Source organism: Aromatoleum tolulyticum (assembly GCF_900156155.1).
GTDB lineage: Bacteria > Pseudomonadota > Gammaproteobacteria > Burkholderiales > Rhodocyclaceae > Aromatoleum > Aromatoleum tolulyticum.
Map to the genome: position 1 here is coordinate 59,278 of NZ_FTMD01000017.1, position 22,700 is coordinate 81,977.

Annotated in this window: 22 protein-coding genes; 2 read left to right on the forward strand and 20 right to left on the reverse strand. The window is 69.7% G+C overall.

Annotated elements, in window-relative coordinates; translation table 11 throughout:
- Positions 1 to 2: 2 nt before the first annotated feature.
- The 10 genes from BW991_RS20315 to BW991_RS20360 form a co-directional block, all read right to left on the reverse strand.
- A complete protein-coding gene (locus tag BW991_RS20315; RefSeq protein WP_076603941.1) occupies positions 3 to 317 on the reverse strand; it encodes a (2Fe-2S) ferredoxin domain-containing protein in 315 nt (104 codons plus the stop codon).
- Positions 318 to 391: 74 nt separating this feature from the next.
- Positions 392 to 1,471, reverse strand: coding sequence for a VanZ family protein (locus BW991_RS20320; RefSeq protein WP_076603942.1), 1,080 nt, complete (start codon positions 1,469 to 1,471; stop codon positions 392 to 394).
- 124 nt (positions 1,472 to 1,595) lie between these two features.
- Positions 1,596 to 2,597 carry a DUF4438 domain-containing protein gene (locus BW991_RS20325; protein ID WP_076603943.1) on the reverse strand — a complete coding sequence of 334 codons (1,002 nt, stop codon included), beginning with the start codon at positions 2,595 to 2,597 and terminating at the stop codon, positions 1,596 to 1,598.
- 15 nt (positions 2,598 to 2,612) lie between these two features.
- Positions 2,613 to 3,446: a hypothetical protein gene (locus BW991_RS20330; RefSeq protein WP_076603944.1), complete on the reverse strand. Its 834-nt coding sequence runs from the start codon at positions 3,444 to 3,446 to the stop codon at positions 2,613 to 2,615.
- A 24-nt stretch (positions 3,447 to 3,470) separates the two neighbouring features.
- Positions 3,471 to 4,562: a hypothetical protein gene (locus BW991_RS20335; RefSeq protein ID WP_076603945.1), complete on the reverse strand. Its 1,092-nt coding sequence runs from the start codon at positions 4,560 to 4,562 to the stop codon at positions 3,471 to 3,473.
- A gap of 27 nt (positions 4,563 to 4,589) precedes the next feature.
- A complete protein-coding gene (locus tag BW991_RS20340) occupies positions 4,590 to 5,207 on the reverse strand; it encodes a hypothetical protein (protein ID WP_076603946.1) in 618 nt (205 codons plus the stop codon).
- Positions 5,208 to 5,240: 33 nt separating this feature from the next.
- Positions 5,241 to 7,223, reverse strand: a complete 1,983-nt coding sequence (locus tag BW991_RS20345; RefSeq protein WP_139335968.1) for a hypothetical protein — start codon at positions 7,221 to 7,223, stop codon at positions 5,241 to 5,243.
- A gap of 36 nt (positions 7,224 to 7,259) precedes the next feature.
- Positions 7,260 to 8,525, reverse strand: a complete 1,266-nt coding sequence (locus BW991_RS20350) for a hypothetical protein (protein ID WP_076603948.1) — start codon at positions 8,523 to 8,525, stop codon at positions 7,260 to 7,262.
- A 37-nt stretch (positions 8,526 to 8,562) separates the two neighbouring features.
- Positions 8,563 to 9,648 carry a hypothetical protein gene (locus BW991_RS20355; RefSeq protein WP_076603949.1) on the reverse strand — a complete coding sequence of 362 codons (1,086 nt, stop codon included), beginning with the start codon at positions 9,646 to 9,648 and terminating at the stop codon, positions 8,563 to 8,565.
- A 25-nt stretch (positions 9,649 to 9,673) separates the two neighbouring features.
- Complete coding sequence (locus BW991_RS20360; protein ID WP_076603950.1) at positions 9,674 to 10,825, reverse strand: hypothetical protein; 1,152 nt, start codon at positions 10,823 to 10,825, stop codon at positions 9,674 to 9,676.
- Between the two features lie 483 nt (positions 10,826 to 11,308).
- On the opposite strand from BW991_RS20360, the gene BW991_RS20365 reads away from it, so the two are divergent.
- Positions 11,309 to 11,920 carry a helix-turn-helix transcriptional regulator gene (locus BW991_RS20365; protein ID WP_084205171.1) on the forward strand — a complete coding sequence of 204 codons (612 nt, stop codon included), beginning with the start codon at positions 11,309 to 11,311 and terminating at the stop codon, positions 11,918 to 11,920.
- A gap of 92 nt (positions 11,921 to 12,012) precedes the next feature.
- Here BW991_RS20365 and ubiT read toward each other — a convergent pair whose 3' ends face one another.
- From ubiT to BW991_RS20385, 4 genes are all read right to left on the reverse strand, one after another.
- Entirely contained in the window at positions 12,013 to 12,516 is a 504-nt protein-coding gene (gene ubiT / locus BW991_RS20370; RefSeq protein WP_076603951.1) for a ubiquinone anaerobic biosynthesis accessory factor UbiT, read from the reverse strand.
- Positions 12,517 to 12,541: 25 nt separating this feature from the next.
- Positions 12,542 to 13,438, reverse strand: coding sequence for a U32 family peptidase (locus tag BW991_RS20375; RefSeq protein ID WP_076603952.1), 897 nt, complete (start codon positions 13,436 to 13,438; stop codon positions 12,542 to 12,544).
- An 8-nt stretch (positions 13,439 to 13,446) separates the two neighbouring features.
- Complete coding sequence (ubiU, locus tag BW991_RS20380; protein WP_170879141.1) at positions 13,447 to 14,460, reverse strand: ubiquinone anaerobic biosynthesis protein UbiU; 1,014 nt, start codon at positions 14,458 to 14,460, stop codon at positions 13,447 to 13,449.
- A gap of 223 nt (positions 14,461 to 14,683) precedes the next feature.
- Positions 14,684 to 15,508 carry an ABC transporter substrate-binding protein gene (locus BW991_RS20385; RefSeq protein ID WP_076603954.1) on the reverse strand — a complete coding sequence of 275 codons (825 nt, stop codon included), beginning with the start codon at positions 15,506 to 15,508 and terminating at the stop codon, positions 14,684 to 14,686.
- A gap of 312 nt (positions 15,509 to 15,820) precedes the next feature.
- Here BW991_RS20385 and BW991_RS20390 point away from each other — a divergent pair, with 312 nt between their 5' ends.
- Complete coding sequence (locus tag BW991_RS20390; RefSeq protein ID WP_076603955.1) at positions 15,821 to 16,924, forward strand: substrate-binding domain-containing protein; 1,104 nt, start codon at positions 15,821 to 15,823, stop codon at positions 16,922 to 16,924.
- A gap of 13 nt (positions 16,925 to 16,937) precedes the next feature.
- Here the strand turns inward: BW991_RS20390 and BW991_RS20395 are convergent, their stop codons facing one another.
- The 6 genes from BW991_RS20395 to BW991_RS20420 form a co-directional block, all read right to left on the reverse strand.
- Positions 16,938 to 17,282, reverse strand: a complete 345-nt coding sequence (locus BW991_RS20395; RefSeq protein WP_076603956.1) for a hypothetical protein — start codon at positions 17,280 to 17,282, stop codon at positions 16,938 to 16,940.
- Between the two features lie 237 nt (positions 17,283 to 17,519).
- On the reverse strand, positions 17,520 to 17,954 hold the full coding sequence (locus BW991_RS20400) for a hypothetical protein (RefSeq protein ID WP_076603957.1): 435 nt from the start codon (positions 17,952 to 17,954) through the stop codon (positions 17,520 to 17,522).
- A 173-nt stretch (positions 17,955 to 18,127) separates the two neighbouring features.
- On the reverse strand, positions 18,128 to 18,793 hold the full coding sequence (locus BW991_RS20405) for a response regulator (protein WP_084205172.1): 666 nt from the start codon (positions 18,791 to 18,793) through the stop codon (positions 18,128 to 18,130).
- Positions 18,786 to 20,441, reverse strand: coding sequence for a sensor histidine kinase (locus BW991_RS20410; RefSeq protein ID WP_076603958.1), 1,656 nt, complete (start codon positions 20,439 to 20,441; stop codon positions 18,786 to 18,788). Before BW991_RS20410 ends, BW991_RS20405 begins: the two co-directional genes overlap by 8 nt.
- Positions 20,442 to 20,679: 238 nt before the next feature.
- Positions 20,680 to 21,075: a VOC family protein gene (locus BW991_RS20415; protein WP_076603959.1), complete on the reverse strand. Its 396-nt coding sequence runs from the start codon at positions 21,073 to 21,075 to the stop codon at positions 20,680 to 20,682.
- A 42-nt stretch (positions 21,076 to 21,117) separates the two neighbouring features.
- On the reverse strand, positions 21,118 to 22,686 hold the full coding sequence (locus tag BW991_RS20420) for a GMC family oxidoreductase (RefSeq protein WP_076603960.1): 1,569 nt from the start codon (positions 22,684 to 22,686) through the stop codon (positions 21,118 to 21,120).
- Positions 22,687 to 22,700 lie beyond the last annotated feature (14 nt).

A 22,700-nucleotide genomic window follows, 5' to 3' on the forward strand; every position in this document is an offset into this window, starting at 1 on the left:
GTTTAATCCGGCAGGCGCAGGCGTTCGACGATGCGGCCGTGCACGAGATGCTCGTCGATGATCTCGTCGACGTCGTCCTTGTCGATGTAGGTGTACCAGACGTTGTCCGGATACACGACCAGCACCGGACCGTCGTCGCAGCGGTCGAGGCAGCCGGCCTTGTTGATGCGGATCTTGCCGCGGCCCTTGAGCCCCAGCGCGGCGATGCGGTCCTTGGCGTAGGTCTGCATCACCGTCGCCTTGTGGTCGTTGCAGCAGGTGTTGCCGGGTTCGCGCTGGTTGCAGCAGAAGAACACGTGGTGCTTGAAATAGCTCATCAGGTACTCCGGGAGGGGACGGGGCGCGGCGCCGGGCCGCTCCGCAATGCGACCGATTATAGCCGCGGGGCCGCTCAACGCTGCGTGAGATGCTCCCCGCGCCACAGGCCCACTGCCGACAGGTAGGCGAGCGCGAGGAAGGGCCACAGGTTGGCGCTGAGTTCGGTGAGGCCGTGGAAGTTGAGGAAGTTGCCCTGGCCGAGCATGCGGTGGCCGACCTCGAAATAGGGGTTCTCGGGCAGCAGGTTGGTGAGGCTGGTGGCCGCGAGCAGCGCGACGCCGGCCAGCGCGTGCTGCAGCACGCTCGCCAGCAGCAGCGTGGCGGTGAGCGCGAGCAGGCCCAGCAGCAGCCCCTGGCGCGTGCCGGGCGTGAGCCACAGCAGCGCTTCGCCGGGAATGTAGAAGGACGCGGTCGCGATCGACTTGGCGCCGATGCCCAGCGCGAGGAGCAGCGCGACCGGCCACGGCGAGGCGCTGCGCATCATGCAGCGCGCGAACAGGCCCACGCCGACGATCGTGATCGCGACCTGTACGGTCTCGAGCAGGATGTAGCGGTCCGGTTCGAAGTGCAGCGGCGTCGGCAGGCCCAGCAGCTGACGCAGATCGCCGCTGCCGAACAGCACGCGGTCGGGCGTGAATTGCGCGAGCAGCCACAGCCCCAGCAGGATCAGCCCGAGGTCGCCCATGTGCCCGGGGATGATGCGTGCCGAGCGCCAGCGGTGCAGCCAGCCGCTCTGGTCGAACAGCGGGTGGCCCCAGCGCGCGCCGGCGAGCGCGCCGAGCAGGGCGCCGGCCGTGTTGCAGGCGAGGTCGACGTTCGACGGGACGCGCGTGGGCAGGAAGTTCTGCGTCACTTCCATGCCGAAGGACAGCAGCGTCGCGAGCAGCGTCGCGACCGCGACGCCCGCGCCGCGTCCGAGCCGCAGCGGCAGGGATGGCGCGAGGACGAAGCCGAAGGGCAGGAAGCCGAGCACGTTGAGGACGATGTCGGCGCCGCGGTAGTACTTGGGCCAGGGCGCGGCGAGGAAGTCCAGCAGCGGCAGCCCGGTCGGTCGCCAGCCGGTCAGCGGGTGCAGGCAGGCGTAGACGATCAGTAGTCCGTAGGCGACGGCGAGGTGGCGCGGCAGGGATGAAACGGCACGCGCGTGGGGCATCGGCGGGTCCGGGTGCTAGAGTCGGGAGACCCGATTCTAGCCCGAACAGCATGCCGACCGGGCCTGCCGTTCCGCGTATCGGCGCGGGTTTGCGGCTGGCGCCGGCAGGAACGCCCCCCTGCGATCAGAACGCCAGCCGCGGCGGCGCTTCCTGGACGATGCAGCGTTGCCGGCGGTCGGCCTCGGTGAGGGTGGGGCGCTCGCGCGGGCTCGCGGCGGGACGGATGCCGAAGATCTCGGCGAGGTTGGCGCGCGCATCGTGCACGGGGTGGAGGAGCGCAGCGGGGCCGGTGAGCAGGGGCGTGACCCCGGGGCCATGTCCGCTCACCGTGCTGTCGCCGTGCACGATCACGCCGATCGTGACGCGCCCGGACGCGTACACGGGGCCGCGGCGGGTGTCGGCGTCGGTGATCGCGACCATGTCGCCGAAACGCAGGCTGCCCAGGCGGTAGCGCGCGCGGGTGGCGCGGTCGGCCAGCTGGATGTCGTAGTCGCCGCGCCAGGCGGTGTTCTTGCCCAGGCCGGAGCCCATGATGCGGGCCGGCACGAGATGGGTGACCGGCACGTGCAGGCGTCCGTCACGTTCGAGGAGGCCCCAGCGGCGCAGCAGGCGCGGCGCGCAGTTGAGCACTTCAATGCGCGGATGCCCGGTCAGGCGCAGACCCTGGCCGTGCGAGACGATCTGCACCCGGTCGCCGATCTGCAGGCGCCGCAGCACTTCGGTCGGGAAGTCGACGAGCACGTGATTCACGCCGCCGTGCTTGCCGGTGACCAGTCCCGTCTTGCCCGTGCAGGGGCCGCTGACGATGCGCGCGAGGTTGCCGACGCAGGCGTAGGTGATGAGGGCGTTGTTGGGGCCGTCGCGCGGTCCGACCACCTCGCGGCCGTTGTTGTGCAGCGCCGCGCCCGGCTCGATGTGATCGCCGGCGAGGCCGACGCAAGGGTCGCCGATGCGCTTGTTCAGCACGATGCCGCCGGTCCCGGGGAGCACGCGCGGCACGCCGTCGTGGCCGATGCGGTAGGCCGACGCACGGGCGACGGGGTGGGCGACCTGGCCCTGCACGGACACGGCGACGAGCTCGTCCGTGTTGAGCCGTGGTGCGGAGGATGGTGTCCGGGGGTTCATGCCATTCCCGTTCTGCTAGACGAAGTACCACCAGGCGCGGGCATCGCGCCACGGGTCGGCCGCCGCGCGGGGGGGCTTGGCGGTCGCGTCTTCGCCATCGACGCCTCCCGCGGGGGCCGGCTGCGAGAGGGATCCTGCGTCCCCGGTCATCATGTGCACGACCGCGAGACGCGGCAGGCGCTGCGCCATGCTGGCGAGTCCCGCCGCCGCCAGGGCGTCGCGCAGCAGGGTCCGTTCGGCGGCGAACAGCGATTCGGGCGGAACCGGGTCGAGCAGCGCCGTGTCGAGGTCGAGTCGGTGCAGCGCGCGCACGGGCCAAGGTTCCTCGTCGCGCACGCGTGCCGTCAGCACCATGGCGGCGTCGAGGGCTGCGGACAGGGCGAGCGTGTCGAGGCTCGCCTGCAGCGGGTCCCACAGCGGCGGCCAGCCGCGCGCGATGTCGCTGCCCGCGTCGCCCGCACGGTCGGCGAGGCTCTCGGCGAGGCGTTCGTAGCGGTCGACCAGGCCCGCGTCGGCATGGTCCTTGAGCTGGGATTCGGCGAAGCGGTCGCCGACCCAGCGGAACGGCCAGGAGCCGGCGTCGGTGCGGTCGCGCAGGGTGATCCACGCCTGCAGGACCTCGCTGCGCGGGGCGAGGAGATCGGGCGCATCCTCGTGCGCGAGGCGCGGCATCAGCAGTTCGCTCGCATCGATGAGCTGCCAGAAGGCGCGCGTGAGCCAGGGCTCGGTGACGTAGGTGAGCCGCAGCGCAAGCTCCAGGCCCCAGGACGAGCCCAGCACCAGCGCGGGATCGAGCACGCACGCGAGCTTGCGGCTGCGCACCGAGACGAGGAGATCGTCGGCCAGCATCGCACGTCATCCCGCGGTCGCCGTTCAGGCGCTGACCGGCTGAGGCACACCGAGCACGCTCTTGAGCGCCGGCGTGACGCCCGGGAAGCCGCGGCCTTCCGGGGTCATCCGGTAGGCGGCGACCCAGGCCTCGGCGTGGGCCCCCATCGGGCGGATCACGCTCTGGAACAGGATCGGGTCGATCGCCGTCTTGAAGTCGTTGTCGGCGACGAATTGCAGGATGCGCCGCCCGCTCTCGGCCATCTTGGCGCGCTGCGAGGGTTCGGCGACGCCGCCGAGGTGGCGGTTGGAGACGATCTCGACGACGTCCCATTTCGTGTTGGCGTCGAAGGCCTTCTTGATGTCGGGCGCGTCGAGGAGCTGCAGCACGGTCTTCAGGTAATGCCCGGTCTCCATCGCCAGCGCGAAGATGTTGCCGTAGGTCGAGCGGTCGAGCGCGTAGCGCAGGTCCAGCCCGATGCGCTGCACCGTGGCGACGCTGCCGAAGGGGCGCTGCTCGATGAGCTGGCCGCCGCGGATCACCTCGCCGATCAGCAGGTCGCGGAAGTACTGGCCGACGGCGACCATGAAGCCGACGATCTGGCGATGGAAGTTGCGGTTCACCACCGCGCCCGCCGGCGCCTGCGCGGTGCCGTAGTTGAAGGCGCGGCGGTACGCGATCATGCGGTCGTTGAGCGTATAGCGCAGCGGCGTCCATTTCTGCAGCAGGTACAGGCCGCGTGCGCCGGGGCCGCGCTGGATGCGCATCTTGCCGAGGCGGAAGAGGCGCAGCAGCACCTCGACGACCTGGAAGATCTTCATGCGCTCGTGCTGGTAGATGTAGTACAGCTCGGCCGCCGCGTGCAGCTGGCTGGGCACGACGGCGTCGTCGAAGTCGGGCTGGATGTACGGATAGGCGATCTGGTCGAACTCCGGCGCACCGTCGTCGCCGAAGCCGATCAGGTCGAGGAAGCCGTCGCGCCCGCTGCCGTTGGCCGCGCCCTTGAGCAGTTCGCCGAAGCGCTGTTCGAACTGTTGTTCGAAGGGCTGGCGCTGCTCGGGCGGCAGGTTCGCCAGCTGGTCGCGCAGGAAGGTTTCCCAAAGGCGCTGGATGGTTTCGGTGGTCTGGAAGCTCATGGTTTCGCTCCTGGGGGCAGACGGGCGTCAGGCGTTTCCTTGGTCGTCCTGGATACGCAGCGCGGCAATCTCCGCGCACAGCTGCTGCATTTCGCTCCAGCGCCGGGCGCGGTGGGCGGGCGTGGGGTCGTCGAATTTTTTCAAGGCCTGGTCGAAGCGGTCCTTCAGTGTTTCCGTAAGGACCTCCCTTGCAGTGCCGGCAGCGTCCGACGTGCGCAGCGCTTCGATCGCCACGTCGTCCTTGAACTGCTTCGACTTGCCCACGGTCTCGTCCGGCGTGGCGTCGAGCGCGATGGCCTGCGCCTGGATCAGGATCCGCAGCGCGGGGGCGAGCCGTGCATCGATGTCCGAGGGCGGGGGCGGTACCGGTTGGGGCCGGAGCTCGCTGACGATGCGGTCGGCGGTGGTTGTCAGATCGGCCTTGACCTGCACGAGGGTGTCGGTCGTGGCCTGGTCGATGCGTGCCGGGATCGCATCGACCTTGCCGCGGATCTCGGCGGTGTCCTGCGCCACGGAGGCAATCGCAGCGGGCAGCTTGGTGACGACGGCGCTGCGGATGTCCGACAGCGCGCCGACGCTGCCGCCCACGGCGCGCGACAGGGCGCGATCGACGCGCTCGTGGAACTTGGGAATGTAGGCCAGCATGGCGTGACTCCTTGCGATCTCGACGCGGGATGCCTAGCGGCGTTTCTGCAGCGCCGCGACGCGGTTCGGGCGGCCGAGGCCGGTGCGCTCGACGCTGTCGACGAGGGTGTCGAACGAGGTTTCCAGTGCGGGCGGCAGGTCGATCGGTGCCTCTTCGCGGCACACCTCGCCGACGACCGCTTGTGTCGCCAAGTCGACCACTTCGCGCAACTGGCCGAGCGAGACGTCGATCGTGCCGCAGTTCGCGACCATCGTATGCACGAGGTTGTCCCAGCGCGTCTCCATCTCGCGCTGCAGGCACAGCTCCTGCTCGATCACGCCGACGTAGGCCGTGACCTCGCCGTCGCCCTCGACGAAGACGTCGGCCGCCCGCAGCCGCGCGTCGCTGCGTACGATGGCCGCGTACAGGCGCGTCAGCGCGATGGCGTCGGTGCTGCCGGTCGAAGCTGCGGGCAGTGCTGCCCGCCGGTTCGCGACGTCGTCGCTGTCGGGCAGACCGGCGGTCCCCAGTGCCGCGATGATCTGTGCTGCGAGATCGCGGATGCGACGCACCGCGCTACGCATGCCTTCGTCGGTCGCGATGTCGATCGATGGGCGCAGCACGTCGTCCGCCAGATCCTCGAGACGGTCGATCAGCTTCTGGTCGAGCGCCGTCGCGGCCGGCGTGCGGCACGGACCGGCCGCATCGACCACGGCATCGATCACGAAACCGTAGGCCGACGCGCGCCGTTCGGTCGCGCCGAAGTTCGCGAAGCCGAGTGCGTACAGGTCGATCGCACGGTCGAGGTCGTACAGCACCTTGTCGAGCAGCACGAGGCAGCTACGGTTGCTGGTGCAGCAGCTTTCGGCAAGGCAATCGAGCGTCTCGGCGAGCATGCCGCGGCGGGTGATCAGGTCCACGAGGCGCCGGTCGGCGTCGTCCATGCCGGTGTTGCCGTACAGGCCGTAGAACAGGATCGGCGGACGGGCGATCTTCATCAGGCGGAAGCCGCCCGCCGAGTCGAAGGCCGAGGCGAAGAGCTGCAGCGCCTCGAGGTAGGCATACAGCGCGGGCGACTCGGGGCTGATGCCGCGACGCGCGACCCGCACCATACGGCGGAAGCGCTCGAGCGCGAGCAGGGCCGTGGAGCCGACCGCGCGCAGCCCGTCGGCGGTGGTGTCGCCGCTGCGTTGCACCAGTTCGTCCATCGTGCGCGCCAGTTCCGTTTCCACCAGCAGCGAACGCAGGTCGTTCTGGCCCTGTGCCTCCAGCAGTTCGGTGAGCTGGCGGTAGGCGTCCAGCCCGCGCGGCCAGTCTTCCGGGCCGTAGGCCATCTGCGTGCTGCCGACGAGGTTGCGCAGCGCGTAGATCGCCGCGTCGCGCCGCGTCTGCAGTTCGCTGTAGGCCACCTGCGGCAGGTAGCGCCCGCCGCCGAAACCCACGTTGGCAAGCGCCTCGCCCATGATCACCAGCAGCAGGTTGGCCGCCTCGTCGAGGCTCTGCGCGAACTTGCGGAAGTTCGCGACCAGCGCCGGCGTGTGCGCGCCGACGAGGCGCGCGAGGCGCGCGTAGTCGTTGAGCTGGCGGCGCATCGCGAGGCCCTTGTCGCGGTTGCGCGGGTCGAGCGCGAATTTCGCGGCGTTGTAGCCTTCGGCCAGCGCGGAGCGGATCGCCTGCGCCCAGCCGTGCAGTTCGGGCTTCACGTCCTTGAGGATCGCGTCCGCGGTCAGGCTGCGCAGGTCGCTCTCGATGTCGTCGGTCGCCTGCTGCCACTCGGCGCCACAGGCCGCCGACTGTGCCGCCACGCTCGCCACCGGCGCGATCGCCTGCAGGAAGGGCAGGCCGCGCGATTCCTGCGTGATGGCCTGGGCGCGCGGGTCGCCGCGGTAGCGTTCGAGCAGCGCCTGCGCGACCTGCTGCGGGTCGCTCGGATCGCCCACCTTGAGTTCGCGCCGGATCAGGTTGTCCAGCACCAGACGATCCTGACTGGTCGTGAGGGCAGTCGCATTCGATGAGGGAGAGGCGTAGCTGGGCATGTTGGGATCCTCGTGGTGGGACAGGCTGGACCTGCGCTATGCGACCAGTCGCAGCGGTGCGCGCTGCGCGTTCGCCCCGTTGAGTTGCGCGATCACGCGTCGCGCGAGCACCGGGGCCGTGATGCGGCCGCGCCCCAGCGCGTAGTGCGCCGCACTGACCAGATGGCGTGGCGCGAGCTGCGGCCGCCCGTCGGCTTCGATCTCGCGCGCGCCTTCGCGGATCGCGGCTTCGTCCTCGCGACCGAAGGGGATGATGTCGACGAGCGCCCGCTGTGCGAGATTGCGCCGGGTCTGGAACGCGATCTCGTCGACGACGTCGGGAATGATCCGCGGCGCGCTGCTCATCAGGGCGGTGGGGATGCGGTGGCCGCGCTGCGGCCGGTAGAGTTCCTGCCACACGCGCAGCAGTTTCGTCGCGTCGCCGGAAAAGCCCATCCGCCGCATCATCTCGGCGAGCAGATACACCCGCAGGTAGGCAGTCGGATGCGCGCCGCCCGGGCGGTAGGTCATCGTGCGCGGCTGCGGGTGGGCGAGGAAGTCCGCCATCCCCCATGCCGCTGCCGGTCCGCCGAGCAGGATCGCCGCGAGATCGGCGAAAATCTCCTTGTGCCAGCGGCCATACACCGAGGCGAGGAAGGGATCGCGCGCCCTGCCCATGATCCGGCGCAACACGGCTTGGCGGTTCTCCTGCCAGATGCCGAGGTCGGCCTGCAGGTTGTGCGCGACCTCGTGCAAAAACACCGACTGCCAGGGCTGGTCGCGATCCCAGGGGATGCGGATCAGCGGGAAGGGGTTCGCTTCGCCCAGCAGGCGCGACAGCTGCACGCCGCGGCGCATCGTCGCGGGCGAATAGCCGTGCTCCATGTAGCACACGGGCTTGAGCAGCGGCGCGTCGAAGATGCGCGGGGCGGCCTGGCGGATCGCCTGGTAGCAGTCCTCGGCGATGGCGTCGTGGGCGGCCAGCGCGGGGCCGAAGCTCGTGCCGCGCTGGGCGAACACTTCGTAGAACATCCCGAACAGCCGCCGTGCGCGATCGAGTTCTCGCTCGACCAGCGCGACGTCGATCAGCACCCGCTGCGGCGGGCGCCGTTCCCAGCCGTCGTGCAGGGTCGCGAAGCGCGCGCGGATCCGCTGTTCGACGGTTGCCAGGTGCTCGTTGGCGACCTCGAAGTGGCGCGGCGACGGCGCGTAAGGCATGTCCTGCGGCCGCAGGCCGACAAAGGCATTGTCGATCCGCGCGAGCCGCGACAGGCGGGCCGACAGCCCGTTGATTTTGGCCTGGAGGAATCGCCGCAGGTCCATGATGTCCGCTCCCCGTGGCACTCGAACGCCGTCCGCTTCAGCGTCCGCGGATCGTGATGGTCACCGGCCCGCGCAGGCGCATCGTGCGCACGCCACAGTGCGGGCAGCCGGCGACGATCGCAGCCGGCGCGCGGCGCGTGACCGTCGTCGCGAGCTGACGGGCGACCGGCGTGATCGTGCGCGCCACCACCTGTGCAGCCTGTCCGCGCGGTGTGGCGCGGCGTGCCGGGGCGACCAGCGGACGTGCCAGCCGCCGCACGGCCTGCGGCTGGCGCGCGACCTGCTGTGCGACGCGCGTCGCCACTCGCGCGGCGGCGCGTGGTGCGATGCGCCGACGCTGCACGATGCGCCGCGTTGCGCGCACCGCGCGTGCCACGGCGCGTGCCGCCTGGGGGCCCTGGCGCCTGGCGGCGGTGCGTACCGCCTGCGCCACGCCGCGCACGACGGCGCGACGTACCTGGGGCGCCGCCCGGGCGACGGCCGGCAGCGCGCGGCGGACCACCATCCCGGCAAGCACCGGTGCGGCGGCGTCGATGCCGTCCTCGTCCAGGCCATCGACCAGTTCGTCGAAGACCTCGAACTCGTCGGCACCGTCGGCGAGCAGGCGCCCGGCGACGTTGGCAAGACGGCCGATCAGCTGTGCCTGCGGGATCGGCAGCATGCTCGCGATCGGGCCCACCACGCGTGCCGCCCGGCCGATGCCGCGGCCGACACCACGGGCGATGCGCCCGAGACGGCGGAAGAACTCGTCGCCGTCGATTGCGTCCATCGCGTCCGCTACGGCGTCGTCCATCGCGTCGATGTCCTCGGCGGCATCCCAGTCGTCGGCGGCGAAGTCGTCGCCCGCGTCGGCGAGCTCGAACTCGTCGCCTTCATCGTATTCATCGAACTCGGCGCCACCTCCCGCTCCACCTCCCGCGCCGCCGCCGAACAATCCGGCCGCCACGCGCCCGACGCCGCCGAGCAGACGGCCGAGAAACTCGTCGTCCCCCTCGTCGCCGTAATCGCCCGAGTCGAATGCGTCATCCTCGAACTCGTCGTAGGCATCCATCGAGCTGCGGCTCGGTCCCTCGGCCGCCTCGTCCATGAGGTCGTCCATCACATCCGTTTCGAATCGGTCCATGGTGTTCTCCTTTCAGCGGCAAGGGTCAACGGGGGGTGATCGTCAGCGTGGCCGGCCCGTCGATGTGGAGGGTGCGGCGCCCGGCGGGGGCGCCGGTGGGCATGCCGTGGCCGATGTCCGTGGGGCGGGCGAGCGGCTGCGGGCTGCGCGGCTGGCTTAGCTGGCGGACCATGCGCGGGCTTCGGGCGACGCGCCGCGCCGCCTGAGGCAGGCCGCGGCGCACCACTTGCACGGCGCGTTGCGGCGTCGGCACCTGACGCTGCGCCACGCGTGTCGCCGAGCGGGCCAGGCGCGGCAGCGCGCGCACGGCCTGCGGTCCGCGCGAACGCACCAGTTCGCGCGCCGCGGCGGCCACACCGCGCACCAGCGCCCGGCGGGACGCCATCGACAGCTGCCCGACGTTGCGGAACCCCAGCCCGCGGGCCGCCGCACGTGCCGCTAGGCCGACCGCCGCGGGCAAGGCCTCGTCGATGCCGTCCTCGAGATAGAGATCGGCGACCGCATCGAAGGCGTCGTCCGAGCCCTGGCTCTGGCTCAGCAGCTGACTGAGCTGGCCGAAGAGTCCCTGCGCGCCGCCGGCCGCCTGACCGAAGGAGCCGGCCAGCCCGCGGGCGTGGCCCGCCGCGCGTCCGACGCCCTGGGCGACGCGGCCGACCTGTCCGAGGGCGCTGGCCGCGCCCGGTGCGCCGAGCATGCCGGCCAGCCGCGCGGCGGCCATCGCCGCCGGGGACACCGCCCCGGCCACCTGGCCGACCCGTCCGGCAACACGTCCCGCCTGGCGCGCCAGACCGCGGGCACGACCGGCGACGCCGGCAGCGCCGCCCAGTCCGCGGCTCAGCACGCCGGCGGCGCGCCCCAGTCCGCCCAGCAGGCGGCCGAAGAATTCGTCGTCGTCCGCCGCATCCAGCGCGTCCGCTACCTCTTCCTCGAACGCGTTCCACAGCGCCATGTCGTCGACGCCCTCGGCCGCACCGTCCCCCAGGTCGATGGCGGTGTCGTCCATCGCGTCGGCTTCGTCGCCGGACATTTCGTCGCCGGAGGTCGCGTCATACTCGTCGGCAAACGGATCGGCGCCGTAGCCGTCGCCGGGGTCCGCCTCGTCGAACGCAGCGGGTTCGCCCATGTCGTCACCGACCGCGTCCGCCTCATCCATCATGTTCGTGTCGAATGGTCCCATCGCATGCCTCCGCAATCGATTCGGACGAAGGGAGGGAACGGCCCGGCCCACCGTGGGGCACGTGCCCGAACCCGCCATGGCTGCACTCTAGGCAGGTCCGGCGGGTCGCGAAATCGCACGTTGCCGCTAGTGCGAGCGGGGGCGCCGACGTGCGCGCGGGGATTTGCACGGGCCCCCACGGGCACAGTGGGAAAGGGGCGCGCGGATGCCTGCGCACGTGCGCGCTAGCCCAATTTGAGTAGCCCGTTTATACCGTCTTCTGGGGGTTGCGCTTTCCCCCGGTCTATGCCAAAAAGACAAAAACTTCATACCAAAGGGATGCGTCGCACCCCCCGGCAGAACGACGGGTCGCCCCGGCCTAGCAGCCGAGCGCAGCCTTGCCTGTGCTCTCAAGGTGCTGCGTCGGACATTCCGTGAGAACGCGTGTGCCGCGAGCGAAGAGCTTGCGGGGGAGCGTGCGTGTTCCTGCGGACAGGCAAGAGGATGAGTCATGCAGCCCAGTTTCTGCAGGACCGTGCATCGGGCACCGTCTGGCGTCGCACGGGTGTCTCTGCCGTGACGGTCCGTCGCGACGACGAACTCCGGCCGATCGCGGGCCGGCATGTCCGGGAGGCCGCGTCAGGGGCGGTGTGCGTCGCCGCCGAGCGGGAAATCGGGCAGATCGAACTCGCCGGCCGCATGTGCCGCGTCGTGCTGGTCGACGGCCTGATTCCCGGCCACCGCACCACCGCGGGTGCCAAGGGCGTGCGCCTGACCTATGTCGACGGCGAGGTCGCCCACTTCGAGTTCGAGGGACACCGTTACGCGGTGGTCGCGGAGCCCGCCGCGCGTGGCGACGCGGAATTGTCCGCCGATCCCGTTTCCAGTGCGGCGTCGGACATTGCCAAGGTCCTGACCAGCCGCGAACTCCAGATCGTCCAGTTGCTGTGCATGGGCTATCTCACCAAGCAGGTGGCCGATCGGCTGCGCATCAGCGAGTTCACCGTGCGCTCCTACCTCAAGACGGTCTATGCGAAGCTGGGGGTGCGTTCGCGCGCGGCGCTGGTGTTCCGCTACATGAAGAACTTCAACGGCGGGACCGAGCGGGTCGAATGAAGCGGCGCCAGCCCGTGGACGCGAGGGCGATGATCGCCCGGAAACGGGCGGGGAGCGGGGCGCGGCCCGGCGGCCGGCGCCCCGTGCGTGCGTCAGTGAGCGCCGAGCGAGTGCTGCGGACGGCTGCGCGTGAGGGGGTTCAAGCGGCGCAGCACGCTGGCGGGCGCATACTCGGCGTGCAGGGCGTCCCAGTCGATGGCGTCCAGCGTGTTCTTGACCAGCAGGCCGAGGTCGGTCGCGCCTTCCATCAGCAGGCGGCGACCGAAGAACAGCGTGTCGGGATCTTCCTCGCGCAGCGCCAGCGCGATGTAGTCGCGCACGTTGGCGGTCAGCGTGAGGTCGGGCTCGCCGCCGGCGGACAGCGGCACGAAGCCGCGCGGGCCGAGCGTGAAGTCGAGCGTCAGGCCGGCGTCGCGCACCCGTATGCGCAGGTGGCGGCCGGTCAGCGGTTCGAGGTCCTCGCGCGACAACACGCGGCCGAGCGCGAGGTTCAGCGCGGTGGTCAGCGCAAGGGTCGGCGGGCGCTGCGGCAGGTACGACGCGATGCGCGCGAGCGGCGCGGGGAGCGTGAAGGCCGGGATGCGGAAGCTGCTCATCGGTGTGTACTCCAGGAAGACGGATTCAGGCGGAGACGTACTGTTCGACGCCGGGGCGGCCGTGCCAGAAGCCGTTGCACGGCGCTTCGACCATCAGCGCCTTGCTCTGGCCGAAGGCGTCCTGCGGCGACAGCGTGCCGGCGATCGCGTCGCGGAAGAGTTCGAGCACGCGCACGGTGTCGTCGCCTTGCGGGCTCACACGCAGTACCTGTGCCGTTTCGCGCAGCTGCGGCAGGTCGCCGAGCAGGTTGTGCACGCGTGCGGATTGCGTCTGCACGCCGTTCAGCGTCAGGAAGGGCTCGCCCTCGCGCGTGCGCAGCACCAGGCCGTCCTTCATGCCGAGGCAGCGGAACTCGCAGGTGTCCTTCTGCAGGTTGAAGTGGCGTGCGGTGAAGCAGCGCGCCGAGTGCGCGAGCGGTAGCCGCCCCCAGGCGAGCACTTCGGTCTCGATCGCGGGGGCGCCGGAGGCGAGGAGCTCGGCGAGCACCGCGCCCGACATCTCGGGCGGCGCCATCCAGCGCGTCGCGCCCGCTTCGGCCAGCATCGACAGCGTGTGCGGGTTGAAGATGTTGAGCGTCGGCCCGGCGATCCAGTCGCGCCGTCCGGCCTTCGCCAGCAGCTGCACCGCCGACATGTCGTTGGCTTCGACGCGGAATTCGTCCTGCGCGACGATGCGGCGCAGGGCCTTGAGGTCGGATTCGGATTCGATCAGCGACTGCGAGGACAGCACGGCTTCCTTGCCGGCAGCCTTGAGCATCGCCGCGACGTCGAGCCAGTCGTCGGCGCGCAGCTCGTGGCGGCGCGAGCACACCGTTTCGCCGAGATACACGATGTCGGCGGGGCTTTGCGCGATCTGCGCGTAGAAGTCGAGCGTTTCCTGGCGCGACCAGTAGTAGAGCAGGGGACCCAGAGCGATTTTCATGGTGGTTTTCACTTCCACGGCCGGTAGTACGCGCCGAGCGTATGGCTGCGGCCTTCGGAGACCTTGTCGAGTTCGGCGATCCACGCCGGCTGCACGGCGAAGCTGTCGGCGTCGCGCATCACGCGGTCGATTGCCTCGCGCCACACGCGCGTGACCTGCGCGACGTAGGCGGGGCTGCGCTGGCGGCCTTCGATCTTGATCGCGCGCACGCCGGCGCGGGCGAGATCCGGCAGCAGTTCCAGCGTGTTGAGGCTGGTCGGCTCCTCGATCGCGTAGTAGGTCTCGCCGTTCACGTCGAAGCGGCCCTTGCACAACGTCGGGTAGCCGGCGCGCTCGCCGTCGTCGAAGCGGTCGATGAGGATGCCGTTGAGGCGGGTTTCCATGCCCTTGGGGGTCTGTTCCCAGCGCACGTGCTTGCCCGGCGAGCAGGCGCCGTTGCAGTTGGGCGATTCGCCGGTCGCGTAGGCGGACAGGGCGCAGCGCCCCTCGACCATCACGCACAGGCCGCCGAAGCCGAACACTTCGATCTCGACCTGGGTGTTGGCGATCACGTGCTGCACCTGCGGCAGCGACAGCACGCGCGGCAGCACCGCGCGCTGGATGCCGAAGCGCTCGGCGTAGAAGTTGATCGCCTCGTAGGTGGTCGCCGAGCCCTGCACGGACAGGTGCAGGCGCAGCTGCGGGTGCTTCTTCTGCGCGTAGGCCATCAGGCCGGGGTCGGCGACGATGATCGCGTCGATGCCGAGATCGGCGGCGCGGTCGACGGCGGCGGTCCAGCCGGACCAGTTGCCGGCCTGCGGGTAGGTGTTGAGGGCGACCAGCACCTTGCGCTTGCGGTCGTGGGCGTAGCGCACGCCTTCGGTCATCGCCTTGGCGTCGAAGTTCAGACCGGTGAAGTTGCGCGCGTTGGTCGCGTCCTTGAAGCCGAGGTAGACGCAGTCGGCTCCATGGTCGACGGCCGTCTTCAGCGCCGGCAGGCTACCTGCCGGGCAGACGAGTTCGATTTTCGTATTGGAGGTCATGGCGGGGGCTGGGGAAAAAAGCTCCGCAACCATAGTGCCGCAGCGTCCGGCCCGCGTTGACGCGAATCAAGGGGTGTGCCCGTCGGCGGCACAAATCGCCGCGCGCACGGCCGCTGCGCGTGCCCGCGTACCTTGTCGCTACTACATCCGTTCGCCCTGAGCCTGTCGAAGGGTAATGGCAGGGCTTCGACAGGCTCAGCCCGAACGGTCTTTCGTTGACCGGTCAATCATGCGCGGCGTTGGGGAAGAAGAGCTGCTCGCCGCCGATCGTGTACTCGGCGATGGCCTTCTGCCCGGTGGGCGAGACGATCCAGTCGATGAACTGCTGACCGGGTTCGCGCTTCACGTGCGGGTGCTTCGCGGGATTCACGAGGATCACGCCGTACTGGTTGAACAGACGCTTGTCGCCTTCGACCGCGATCACGAGATCCTGGCGGTTCTTGAACGACAGCCAGGTGCCGCGGTCGGCGAGGATGTAGGCACCGAGCGAGGCGGCCATGTTGAGCGCAGGGCCCATGCCGGAGCCGGAGTCGCGGTACCACGGGCCCTTGGCCTGTTCGAGGTCGATGCCGGCGAGCTTCCACAGGCGCAGCTCGGCGGCGTGGGTGCCGCTCTTGTCGCCGCGCGACACGAACGGCGCCTTCGCGGCCGCGACCTTCTTCAGCGCCTCGACAATGTCGCGTCCGCCGGCGACCGTGGCCGGGTCGGCCTTCGGGCCGACGAGGATGAAGTCGTTGTACATCACTTCCTTGCGCTCGACGCCGTAGCCTTCGGCGACGAATTTCTCCTCGGCGGCGCGATCGTGCACGAACACCACGTCGGCGTCGCCGCGGCGCGCGGTGTCGAGCGCCTGGCCGGTGCCGAGCGCGACGACGCGCACCTTGATGCCCGACTGCTGCTCGAAGCGCGGCAGCAGGTGGCCGAACAGGCCGGACTGTTCGGTCGAGGTCGTCGATGCGACGGTGATGAACCTGTCTTCGGCATGGGCGCCGGCGATGCCGAGCAGGCAGGCGCAGGCGAGCAGCAGGGGACGGAACAGACTTGCCATGAAGGGTCTCCGTGGTTCTTTATCGATCGCGCCTCACGCGCGGGGCAGGAGTCCTTGTATCAAAACGTGCGCGGGCGGTGGCGGATGACGTGGTGTGTGATCCGGTGACTTATGCATGGTCGTGCATAGGTTGGTTCGCCGCCACGTCGGGTGCGGCAGCGGTCGCGATCGGGGAATCGCTCGATCCGTCTGGCGTGGCGCAGACCGGTCCGGCAGAAATGCGTGTTGCTTTTTGTGCAGGCGCTGTCGGCGCGCACGCGCACGCGCAGCGCCGCAGCCAGGGGCGCGGGAATTTTCGGTTAAGCTCGATGCATGGGCGTGACACTCGATTACCGTTTCGTCGCCGGCAGCGAGGATGCGCAGCCGGGCGGTCCCCTGCAGCTGAGCAATCCGCTGACGGCGATGCTCGACGCGATCCGTGTGCAGGGCTCGATCGCGAAGGCCGCGGAGCAGCTCGGGGTGTCCTACCGCCACCTGTGGGGCGAACTGCGGCGGCACGAGGCGGCGTTCGGCCAGGACCTGATCGCCGGCGGACAGGGGCGCGCGGCGCGGCTGTCGGAATTCGGGGAAAGGTTGCTGTGGGCCGAGAAGCGGGCGCTGGCGCGGCTGCTGCCGCAGGCGGAAACCCTCGCGGGCCTGCTCGACCGCGAGCTGCTGCTGGCGGTGGATCCCGGACTCGACGTGCTGCCGAGCGCCGCGAGCCACGATCTGCTGTTCGGCGGGCTGCGCGACGCGATGTTGCGCGATGCGCGGGTGCTGCTGGACGTGGAGTACGTCGGCAGCACGCAGGCGCTGCAGCGGCTCAACGCGGGCGGATGCACGCTCGCCGGCATCCACCTGCCGCTCGACGACGAAAAACTGTGCCGGCGCGGATCGCTGATCCACGCTGCGATCGGACGCGAGCTGCGCCTGGGCGTGCACAAGCTGATCCGCTTCGCGCGGCGCGAGCAGGGCCTGATCGTCGCGTCCGGCAACCCGCGCGGACTGGCGGCGCTGGAGGATCTGGCGCGGACGGACATCGTGTTCGTGAATCGGCTGAAGGGTTCCGGCACGCGACTGGTGTTCGACGAGCTGCTGGCGCGGGCGCGCATGGCGCCGGCGGCGATCGCAGGGTATGCGACCGAGGAGCACACGCACTTGTCGGTCGCGGCGCACGTCGCGGCGGGGAGTGCCGACTGCGGCTTCGGGCTGCGCGCCGCGGCGCGGCGTTTCGGCCTCGATTTCGTGCCGCTGATGCACGAACAGTACTTCCTCGTGTGCCTCAAGGATGGGCTGGAGCTGCCGGGCATGCGCGCGGTGCTCGACGCCCTGCGCAGCGACGGGTTCCGCCGCCTCGTCGAGGCCCAGCCGGGCTACGATGCGGCCGGCGGGGGCGAGATCGTGTCGTTGCGGCGCACGCTGCCCTGGTACAAGTAGCGGCTGCGAAACATTAGTACAGCTCGGGGAAGCGTTCCAGCCATAGCCAGTCGACGGCGAGCAGGAGTGCGACGAGGAGCGTCCAGGTCGCGAAGATGAAACAGCCGGCAGCGGGGATGGCCAGGCCGAACTGCTCGAGTGCGCTGCCGACCGACATCGCGAGCACCGTCAGAAAACTCCATTTCGCGATGAAGCCGGGGAGGTAGCGGCGCATCGCGCGGTTGTGGCGGTAGTTCTGCTGGCGCTCCATGCGGCCGCCGCATGTGACGTCGCGGAAGTACTGGAAGGGCCAGATGTAGCGATAGAGCAGATATCCGAAGGATGGCGCCGCGCCGCGCCCGTTGATCCCCGTGTCCATTTCCACCCCCCTCGGTCGCGTTGCCGCCGGATCGCATTCGCCGCGCATCGACGGCGAACCGATACTTTGATCTCATCCGGCAAAAACGTCACCGGGGGAAACCTGAAATCGATTGTTTCGGCAGCGACTCAAGGAGTGGGGAGGCGGATGACCGGGCGCGGCCGGTGAAGAAAAGCCTTTGGCGCCGAGACGGGGCGCGGGCGAGGGGCGTCCCGTTGCGCCCCTGTGCGGGCTCGCTCATCCCCACCATGCGGTCAGGGGTTTCGTCGTGCTGGGTGCCCGGGCGCGGCCTGCGCCTTTCGCGCCCTTGCTTGCCGGCAGCCCCGTCGGGACGGTGTCGGGCTTGTCGGCAAGCACGGCACCGGCGATCCGCTCGCAGGTGCCGGCCGCGACGAGGGCCCGGGTACCGGCGGATGCGCGGGCGCGCCCCGCGCCGTGTGCGCTCTTCGCGCGCTTGGTGGCGACTGTCGCGGCGCCATCGGCGGCGGGCAGCGCAGTGACTGCAAGCGCAGGGCTCGCGACGCAGGCGCCTTTTGTTGCCAGGGCCGGCGTGGCCATCGGTGCGCGCGCCCGTCCGGCTCCCCGCGCGCTGTCGGGGCCGGCAAGCGCCGATCCGGCCAGCGTCGCGAAGGTCGCGGCCGCAATGGCCAGCAGCGTCGTTTCGAGTTTCATGGGGATCTCCTTGCCGTGTGCGTGACCCGGTTACATCGGTGAATTCGGGCAAGCACCGCTTGGGTTTCGGTGCAGGCTCGATGCCAATGTACGTGTTGCCAGCACATGTGCATATCAGGGGTGGTCCCCGATTCCGTCTAGTGGAATCCCCTATTCGAAAGACATGCGCCCGCTCAATCGCGGTCGAGCCACTGCACCGCGAAGCGCACCAGGTCGGGGCCGTGCGGGAGATTCAGCTTTTCCTTGAGATTGGCGCGATGGGCCTCGATGGTCTTGATGCTGCGGCTGAGCTTCTCGGCGATCTGGCGGGTGCCGAAGCCGAGTCCGATCAGGTGCAGGACTTCGAACTCGCGCTCGGTCAGGCTCGCGATCGGGCCGTTCGCGGTTTTGCCCGGCGCGAGCAGGCGCTGCGCGATGCGGTTGTGCATCGTTTCGCTGAGATAAATGTTGCCGGCGAGCACCTGGCGGATGGCCGCGAGGATATGCGCGGTGGCCTCGAGCTTCATCAGGTAGCCGTTGGCGCCCGCCCGCAGCGCGCGCTCGGCGAACAGACCTTCGTCGTGCATGCTCATGACCAGGATGGCCAGTTGCGGATGGCGGTGGCGGAAGGCCTTGACGAGTTCCAGTCCCGAGTCGCCACGCAGCGTCATGTCGACGATCGCGAGGTCCGGATTGCACTCCTGCAGCATTGCGAGCGCTTCCTGGGCGCTGCCGGCTTCGCAGCACAGATGCAGGTCGTCCTGCAGGTTGAGGAACTTCGCCATGCCCTCGCGCACGATCGGGTGGTCGTCCACCATCAGGATGCGGCGCCGCATGACCGGCTGGGTCGCGTCACTCATTGCTCTGGGCCTCCTCCGGGTAGGTAATCGCGACCGTCGTGCCGCCCTGCGCATTGCGGTAGATCGCGCACGTCCCTCCTAGCAGGGTCGCGCGGTGGCGCAGGTTGTGCAGGCCGAGGCCCTCGCTGCGATCGACCGCTTGCGGATCGATACCGATGCCGTCGTCACTGACCGACAGCATCTGCATGCCGTCGTGGCATTGCAGTTCGATCCAGATGTGGCGCGCTCCGCTGTACTTGAGTGCGTTGTTGATCGCCTCCTGGGCCACGCGGTAGAGGTTGATCGCGACCAGCGAGTCTCGGACCTTCACGTCCGGTGCGGCATGCAGGATGCAGTCGACCTGCTTGAGCGAATGCGTGCTGTCGGCGAGGTTCCTGAGCGCGGCCACGAGGCCCGCGGACTCCAGCGAGGCGGGATAGAGCCCCTTCGCGATGGCCCGGATCATGTCGGCGGCCTGTTCGACGAGGGTCACGAGCCGTTGCGCGTCGCCCGCTTCCGGGTGCCGCCGGGCGCCGAGCTTGTGCGCCAGGGCTGCACCGTACAGGCCGATCGTGGTCAGGTGCTGACCGAGTCCGTCGTGCAGTTCGCGCCCGGTGGCTTTCAGCTGCTCGTCGCTGACCCGCACCAGCCTGCGTTCGAGGCGCCTGCGGCCGCTCATTTCCTCGATCAGCTCGGCATTGGTCCGCGCCAGGCTGGCGGTGCGCTCGCGCACGCGCTGCTCGAGCTCCGCAAGCGAGGCCCTGAGTTCGGCCTGTGCGCGCTGGGTTTCGGCATGCGAGGCAACGAGGAGCAAGCCGGTCACGGCCAGCAGATTGACGAAGGTGCTCCAGCGCACGAGGCTGTCCACGGGCGAGTCCGCGGCGAGCGGGCCGGTTCCGGCGGTGGTGCCCCAGATGGCCGCGATGGAAATCGCGAGGATGGCCAGGCTGGCGCCCCAGTGATCGAAGCGCAGCGCCGCCCAGATCACGAAGGGCACGATCGCGAGCGCGGCCGGATAGTAGCCGTGGCCGGCAAGTTCGGGAGCGCCGAAGATCAGATAGCTGACGGTGCCGAGGGCCACGGTCAGGGCCGCCGCCTCGATGGCCCTGCGTGCAGAGGTGATCGGCTGCGCGTGACTGAGCCACACCAGCAGCGGCGGGGCCACGACGAGCACGCCGATCATGTCGCCGAGCCACCATTTCAGCCATGCCGAGGCGAAGTCGGCGGGCGGAACGACGCCGCCCGCCAAGAGGGCGCTTACGCCGACGAAGGCGCTGATGGTCGTGCCGAGCATCGCGGCGAGGAGGATCAGGGCGAGGACGTCGCGCGTGCGAGTCAGGGCGATCTGGAAGCGGGCGCGCTCCTTCAGCAGGTGCGTGGCGGCCAGGGTCGCCAGGGTGGCTCCGATGGCGATGCCGGCCGCGGCGGGGATGGGTACATCCACCGACACGTTGGCCAGAAACGAGCCGGCGGCGATGCCGGGGGCGACGCGCGTGCCGAGCGCGAGCATGGCCACCAGCGCGATTCCGCTGGGCGGCCATACCAGCGATATCGCGCCGCCGATCACCGCATAGACCAGCCCGACCTGTGCGCCGGCGAAATACAGGAGCGCCAGGCATGCCGGATCCAGAAGTGCGCGACCGCGGGTTCGACATCGCACGGCGACCATGTTCGGGCCTCATCTCGACGACTGCGCTGGAGGCAAGCACGCGGCGCGGCACGGGGACGGTCCGGATGACCGGTGCGCGGCGCGTTCGGCTTGTGCTGCTCTGCAGCATAGAGGCTTCGGGTCGCGACTGGCAACAATCGCGCAGTGCGCTGTTAAGGAAGTCCTCATCCCGACTTCCGCCGGGCGGCGGGAGTTCGGGGCGTTCCGGTCAGGCCAGGGAGGGGCAGGCGGCACGTCCCTAGCGGTAGTGGCCGTGGCGCTCGAGCACCTCGATCTTGTAGCCGTCCGGATCCTGGATGAAGAAGAAACGCGCGAGCAGTTCGTCGCCGCGCTTGAATTCCTTGACCTGCGCCGGTTCGTAGCCCTTGGCGAGCAGCTCGGCGTGGCGGGTGGTCACGTCCGGCACGACCGCCGCGATGTGGCCGTAACCGGTGCCGTGGGTGTAGGGCTCCTCGCGCCCCTTGTTGAGCGTCAGCTCGAGCTCGAAATCGTTCTCGGGGTTGCGCAGATAGACCAGCGTGAAGTCGGGAAAGTCGAGGCGGTGCGCTTCGCGCAGGTCGAGGACGTCGGCGTAGAAGCGCATCGCCTTGTCGAGATCGAGCACGCGGATCATGCTGTGGATGATTTTGGCCATGGAGACTCCGGTGTGCTGGGGTAAGACGGGGGCGGACCAGGCTCACAGCGTCCGCTGGCTCATCCGGGTGGCGATGTGATCGGCCTGCCGGATGGCGAGGGCGACGATCGTCAGCGTCGGGTTCTCCGCGCCGCCGGTGGTGAACTGGCTGCCGTCCGAGATGAACAGGTTGGGGATGTCGTGCGTCTGCCCGTACGCATTGCACACGCTGTCGGCGGGCGAGGCCCCCATGCGGCAGGTGCCGAGGTTGTGCGTCGAGGGGTAGGGCGGCGTGCGGAAGGTGCGGATCGCGCCGGCGGCTTTGTAGATGCGCTCGCCCTGCGTGTAGGCGTGGTTGCGCATCGCGATGTCGTTCGCGTGATCGTCGAAGTGCACGTTGGGCACCGGATTGCCGTACTTGTCCTTGACGTTCGCATTGAGCGTGACGCGGTTGGTCTCGCGCGGCATGTCCTCGCCGACCAGCCACATGCCGGCGAGCTGGCTGTAGTGCTCCATCCACCACGCGAATTCCGCGCCCCAGCCGCCGGGATTGAGGAAGGCCGCCATGAAGGGCACGCCCAGCGACAGCGTCTCCATCTCGTAGCCGCCGACGAAGCCGCGCTTCGGCTTGTTGCCCGCCTCGTCGCTGACGATGCCGGCCATCGTCGTGCCGCGATACATATGCACCGGCTCCTTGAAGGCTGCGTACACCGAACCGGTCATGTGGCGCATGTAGTTGCGCCCCACCTGGCCCGAGGAGTTCGCGAGGCCGTCGCGGAACTTGTCGCTCGCCGACAGCAGCAGCAGGCGCGGCGTCTCGATCGCGTTGCCGGCGACGCACACGACGCGCGCCTTCTGCCGCTGCTCCTGCCCGGCCTTGTCGACATACATGACGCCGGTCACCTTGCCGGCCGCGTTGTGCTCGATGCGGGTGACGTGGGACTCGGGGCGCAGGTCGAGGTTGCCGGTCGCCTCGGCCTTGGGCAGTTCGGCATAGAGCACGGACCACTTCGCGCCGCTCTTGCAGCCCTGGAAGCAGAAGCCGATCTGCTGGCAGCTGCCGCGGCCGTCGCGCGGCCGGCTGTTGATCGCCATCCGTCCGGTGTGCACCTCCTTGTAGCCGAGTTTCGTCGCCCCGGCGTGCATCACCTTGAAGTTGTTGTTGCCCGGCAGGCCCGGAATGCCGTGGGTGCGCGTCACGCCCATCTTGTCCTCGGCCTTGTCGTACCAGGGCTCCAGGTCCTGCAGCGTCAGCGGCCAGTCCATCAGGTTGGCGCCCTTGATCGCGCCGTAATGCGTGCGGACCTTGAACTCGTGCTCCTGGAGGCGCAGCGATGCGCCCGCCCAGTGCGTCGTCGTGCCGCCGACGGTCTTGCAGATCCATGCCGGCAGCCCCGGAAAATCCTTCGCGATGCGCCAGCTGCCCGAGGTCGTGCGCGCGTCGAGCCACGCCAGCTGCGAGAAGGACTTCCACTCGTCGTTGATGAAATTCGCGACCGACTGCGTCGCGCCCGCCTCGAGCACGACCACCTTGATGCCTTTCTGGCACAACTCGTTGGCGAGCGTGCCGCCGCCCGCGCCTGAACCGATGATGACGACCGCGGAGTCGTCGTCGAATGCGATCTTCGCCATGTCCTGCCTCCGGA

What these genes read in the sequence shown, in the direction of transcription:
- BW991_RS20365 (WP_084205171.1), top strand. Translation starts at nt 11,309, where the DNA reads ATGAGTCATGCAGCCCAGTTTCTGCAGGACCGTGCATCGGGCACCGTC.
- BW991_RS20405 (WP_084205172.1), bottom strand. Translation starts at nt 18,793, where the DNA reads ATGAGTGACGCGACCCAGCCGGTCATGCGGCGCCGCATCCTGATGGTG.
- ubiT (WP_076603951.1), bottom strand. Translation starts at nt 12,516, where the DNA reads ATGAGCAGCTTCCGCATCCCGGCCTTCACGCTCCCCGCGCCGCTCGCG.
- BW991_RS20340 (WP_076603946.1), bottom strand. Translation starts at nt 5,207, where the DNA reads ATGCTGGCCTACATTCCCAAGTTCCACGAGCGCGTCGATCGCGCCCTG.
- BW991_RS20385 (WP_076603954.1), bottom strand. Translation starts at nt 15,508, where the DNA reads ATGGCAAGTCTGTTCCGTCCCCTGCTGCTCGCCTGCGCCTGCCTGCTC.
- BW991_RS20390 (WP_076603955.1), top strand. Translation starts at nt 15,821, where the DNA reads ATGGGCGTGACACTCGATTACCGTTTCGTCGCCGGCAGCGAGGATGCG.
- BW991_RS20400 (WP_076603957.1), bottom strand. Translation starts at nt 17,954, where the DNA reads ATGAAACTCGAAACGACGCTGCTGGCCATTGCGGCCGCGACCTTCGCG.
- BW991_RS20315 (WP_076603941.1), bottom strand. Translation starts at nt 317, where the DNA reads ATGAGCTATTTCAAGCACCACGTGTTCTTCTGCTGCAACCAGCGCGAA.
- BW991_RS20420 (WP_076603960.1), bottom strand. Translation starts at nt 22,686, where the DNA reads ATGGCGAAGATCGCATTCGACGACGACTCCGCGGTCGTCATCATCGGT.
- BW991_RS20415 (WP_076603959.1), bottom strand. Translation starts at nt 21,075, where the DNA reads ATGGCCAAAATCATCCACAGCATGATCCGCGTGCTCGATCTCGACAAG.
- ubiU (WP_170879141.1), bottom strand. Translation starts at nt 14,460, where the DNA reads ATGACCTCCAATACGAAAATCGAACTCGTCTGCCCGGCAGGTAGCCTG.
- BW991_RS20410 (WP_076603958.1), bottom strand. Translation starts at nt 20,441, where the DNA reads ATGGTCGCCGTGCGATGTCGAACCCGCGGTCGCGCACTTCTGGATCCG.
- BW991_RS20320 (WP_076603942.1), bottom strand. Translation starts at nt 1,471, where the DNA reads ATGCCCCACGCGCGTGCCGTTTCATCCCTGCCGCGCCACCTCGCCGTC.
- BW991_RS20335 (WP_076603945.1), bottom strand. Translation starts at nt 4,562, where the DNA reads ATGAGCTTCCAGACCACCGAAACCATCCAGCGCCTTTGGGAAACCTTC.
- BW991_RS20325 (WP_076603943.1), bottom strand. Translation starts at nt 2,597, where the DNA reads ATGAACCCCCGGACACCATCCTCCGCACCACGGCTCAACACGGACGAG.
- BW991_RS20395 (WP_076603956.1), bottom strand. Translation starts at nt 17,282, where the DNA reads ATGGACACGGGGATCAACGGGCGCGGCGCGGCGCCATCCTTCGGATAT.
- BW991_RS20350 (WP_076603948.1), bottom strand. Translation starts at nt 8,525, where the DNA reads ATGGACCTGCGGCGATTCCTCCAGGCCAAAATCAACGGGCTGTCGGCC.
- BW991_RS20355 (WP_076603949.1), bottom strand. Translation starts at nt 9,648, where the DNA reads ATGGACCGATTCGAAACGGATGTGATGGACGACCTCATGGACGAGGCG.
- BW991_RS20345 (WP_139335968.1), bottom strand. Translation starts at nt 7,223, where the DNA reads ATGCCCAGCTACGCCTCTCCCTCATCGAATGCGACTGCCCTCACGACC.
- BW991_RS20375 (WP_076603952.1), bottom strand. Translation starts at nt 13,438, where the DNA reads ATGAAAATCGCTCTGGGTCCCCTGCTCTACTACTGGTCGCGCCAGGAA.
- BW991_RS20360 (WP_076603950.1), bottom strand. Translation starts at nt 10,825, where the DNA reads ATGGGACCATTCGACACGAACATGATGGATGAGGCGGACGCGGTCGGT.
- BW991_RS20330 (WP_076603944.1), bottom strand. Translation starts at nt 3,446, where the DNA reads ATGCTGGCCGACGATCTCCTCGTCTCGGTGCGCAGCCGCAAGCTCGCG.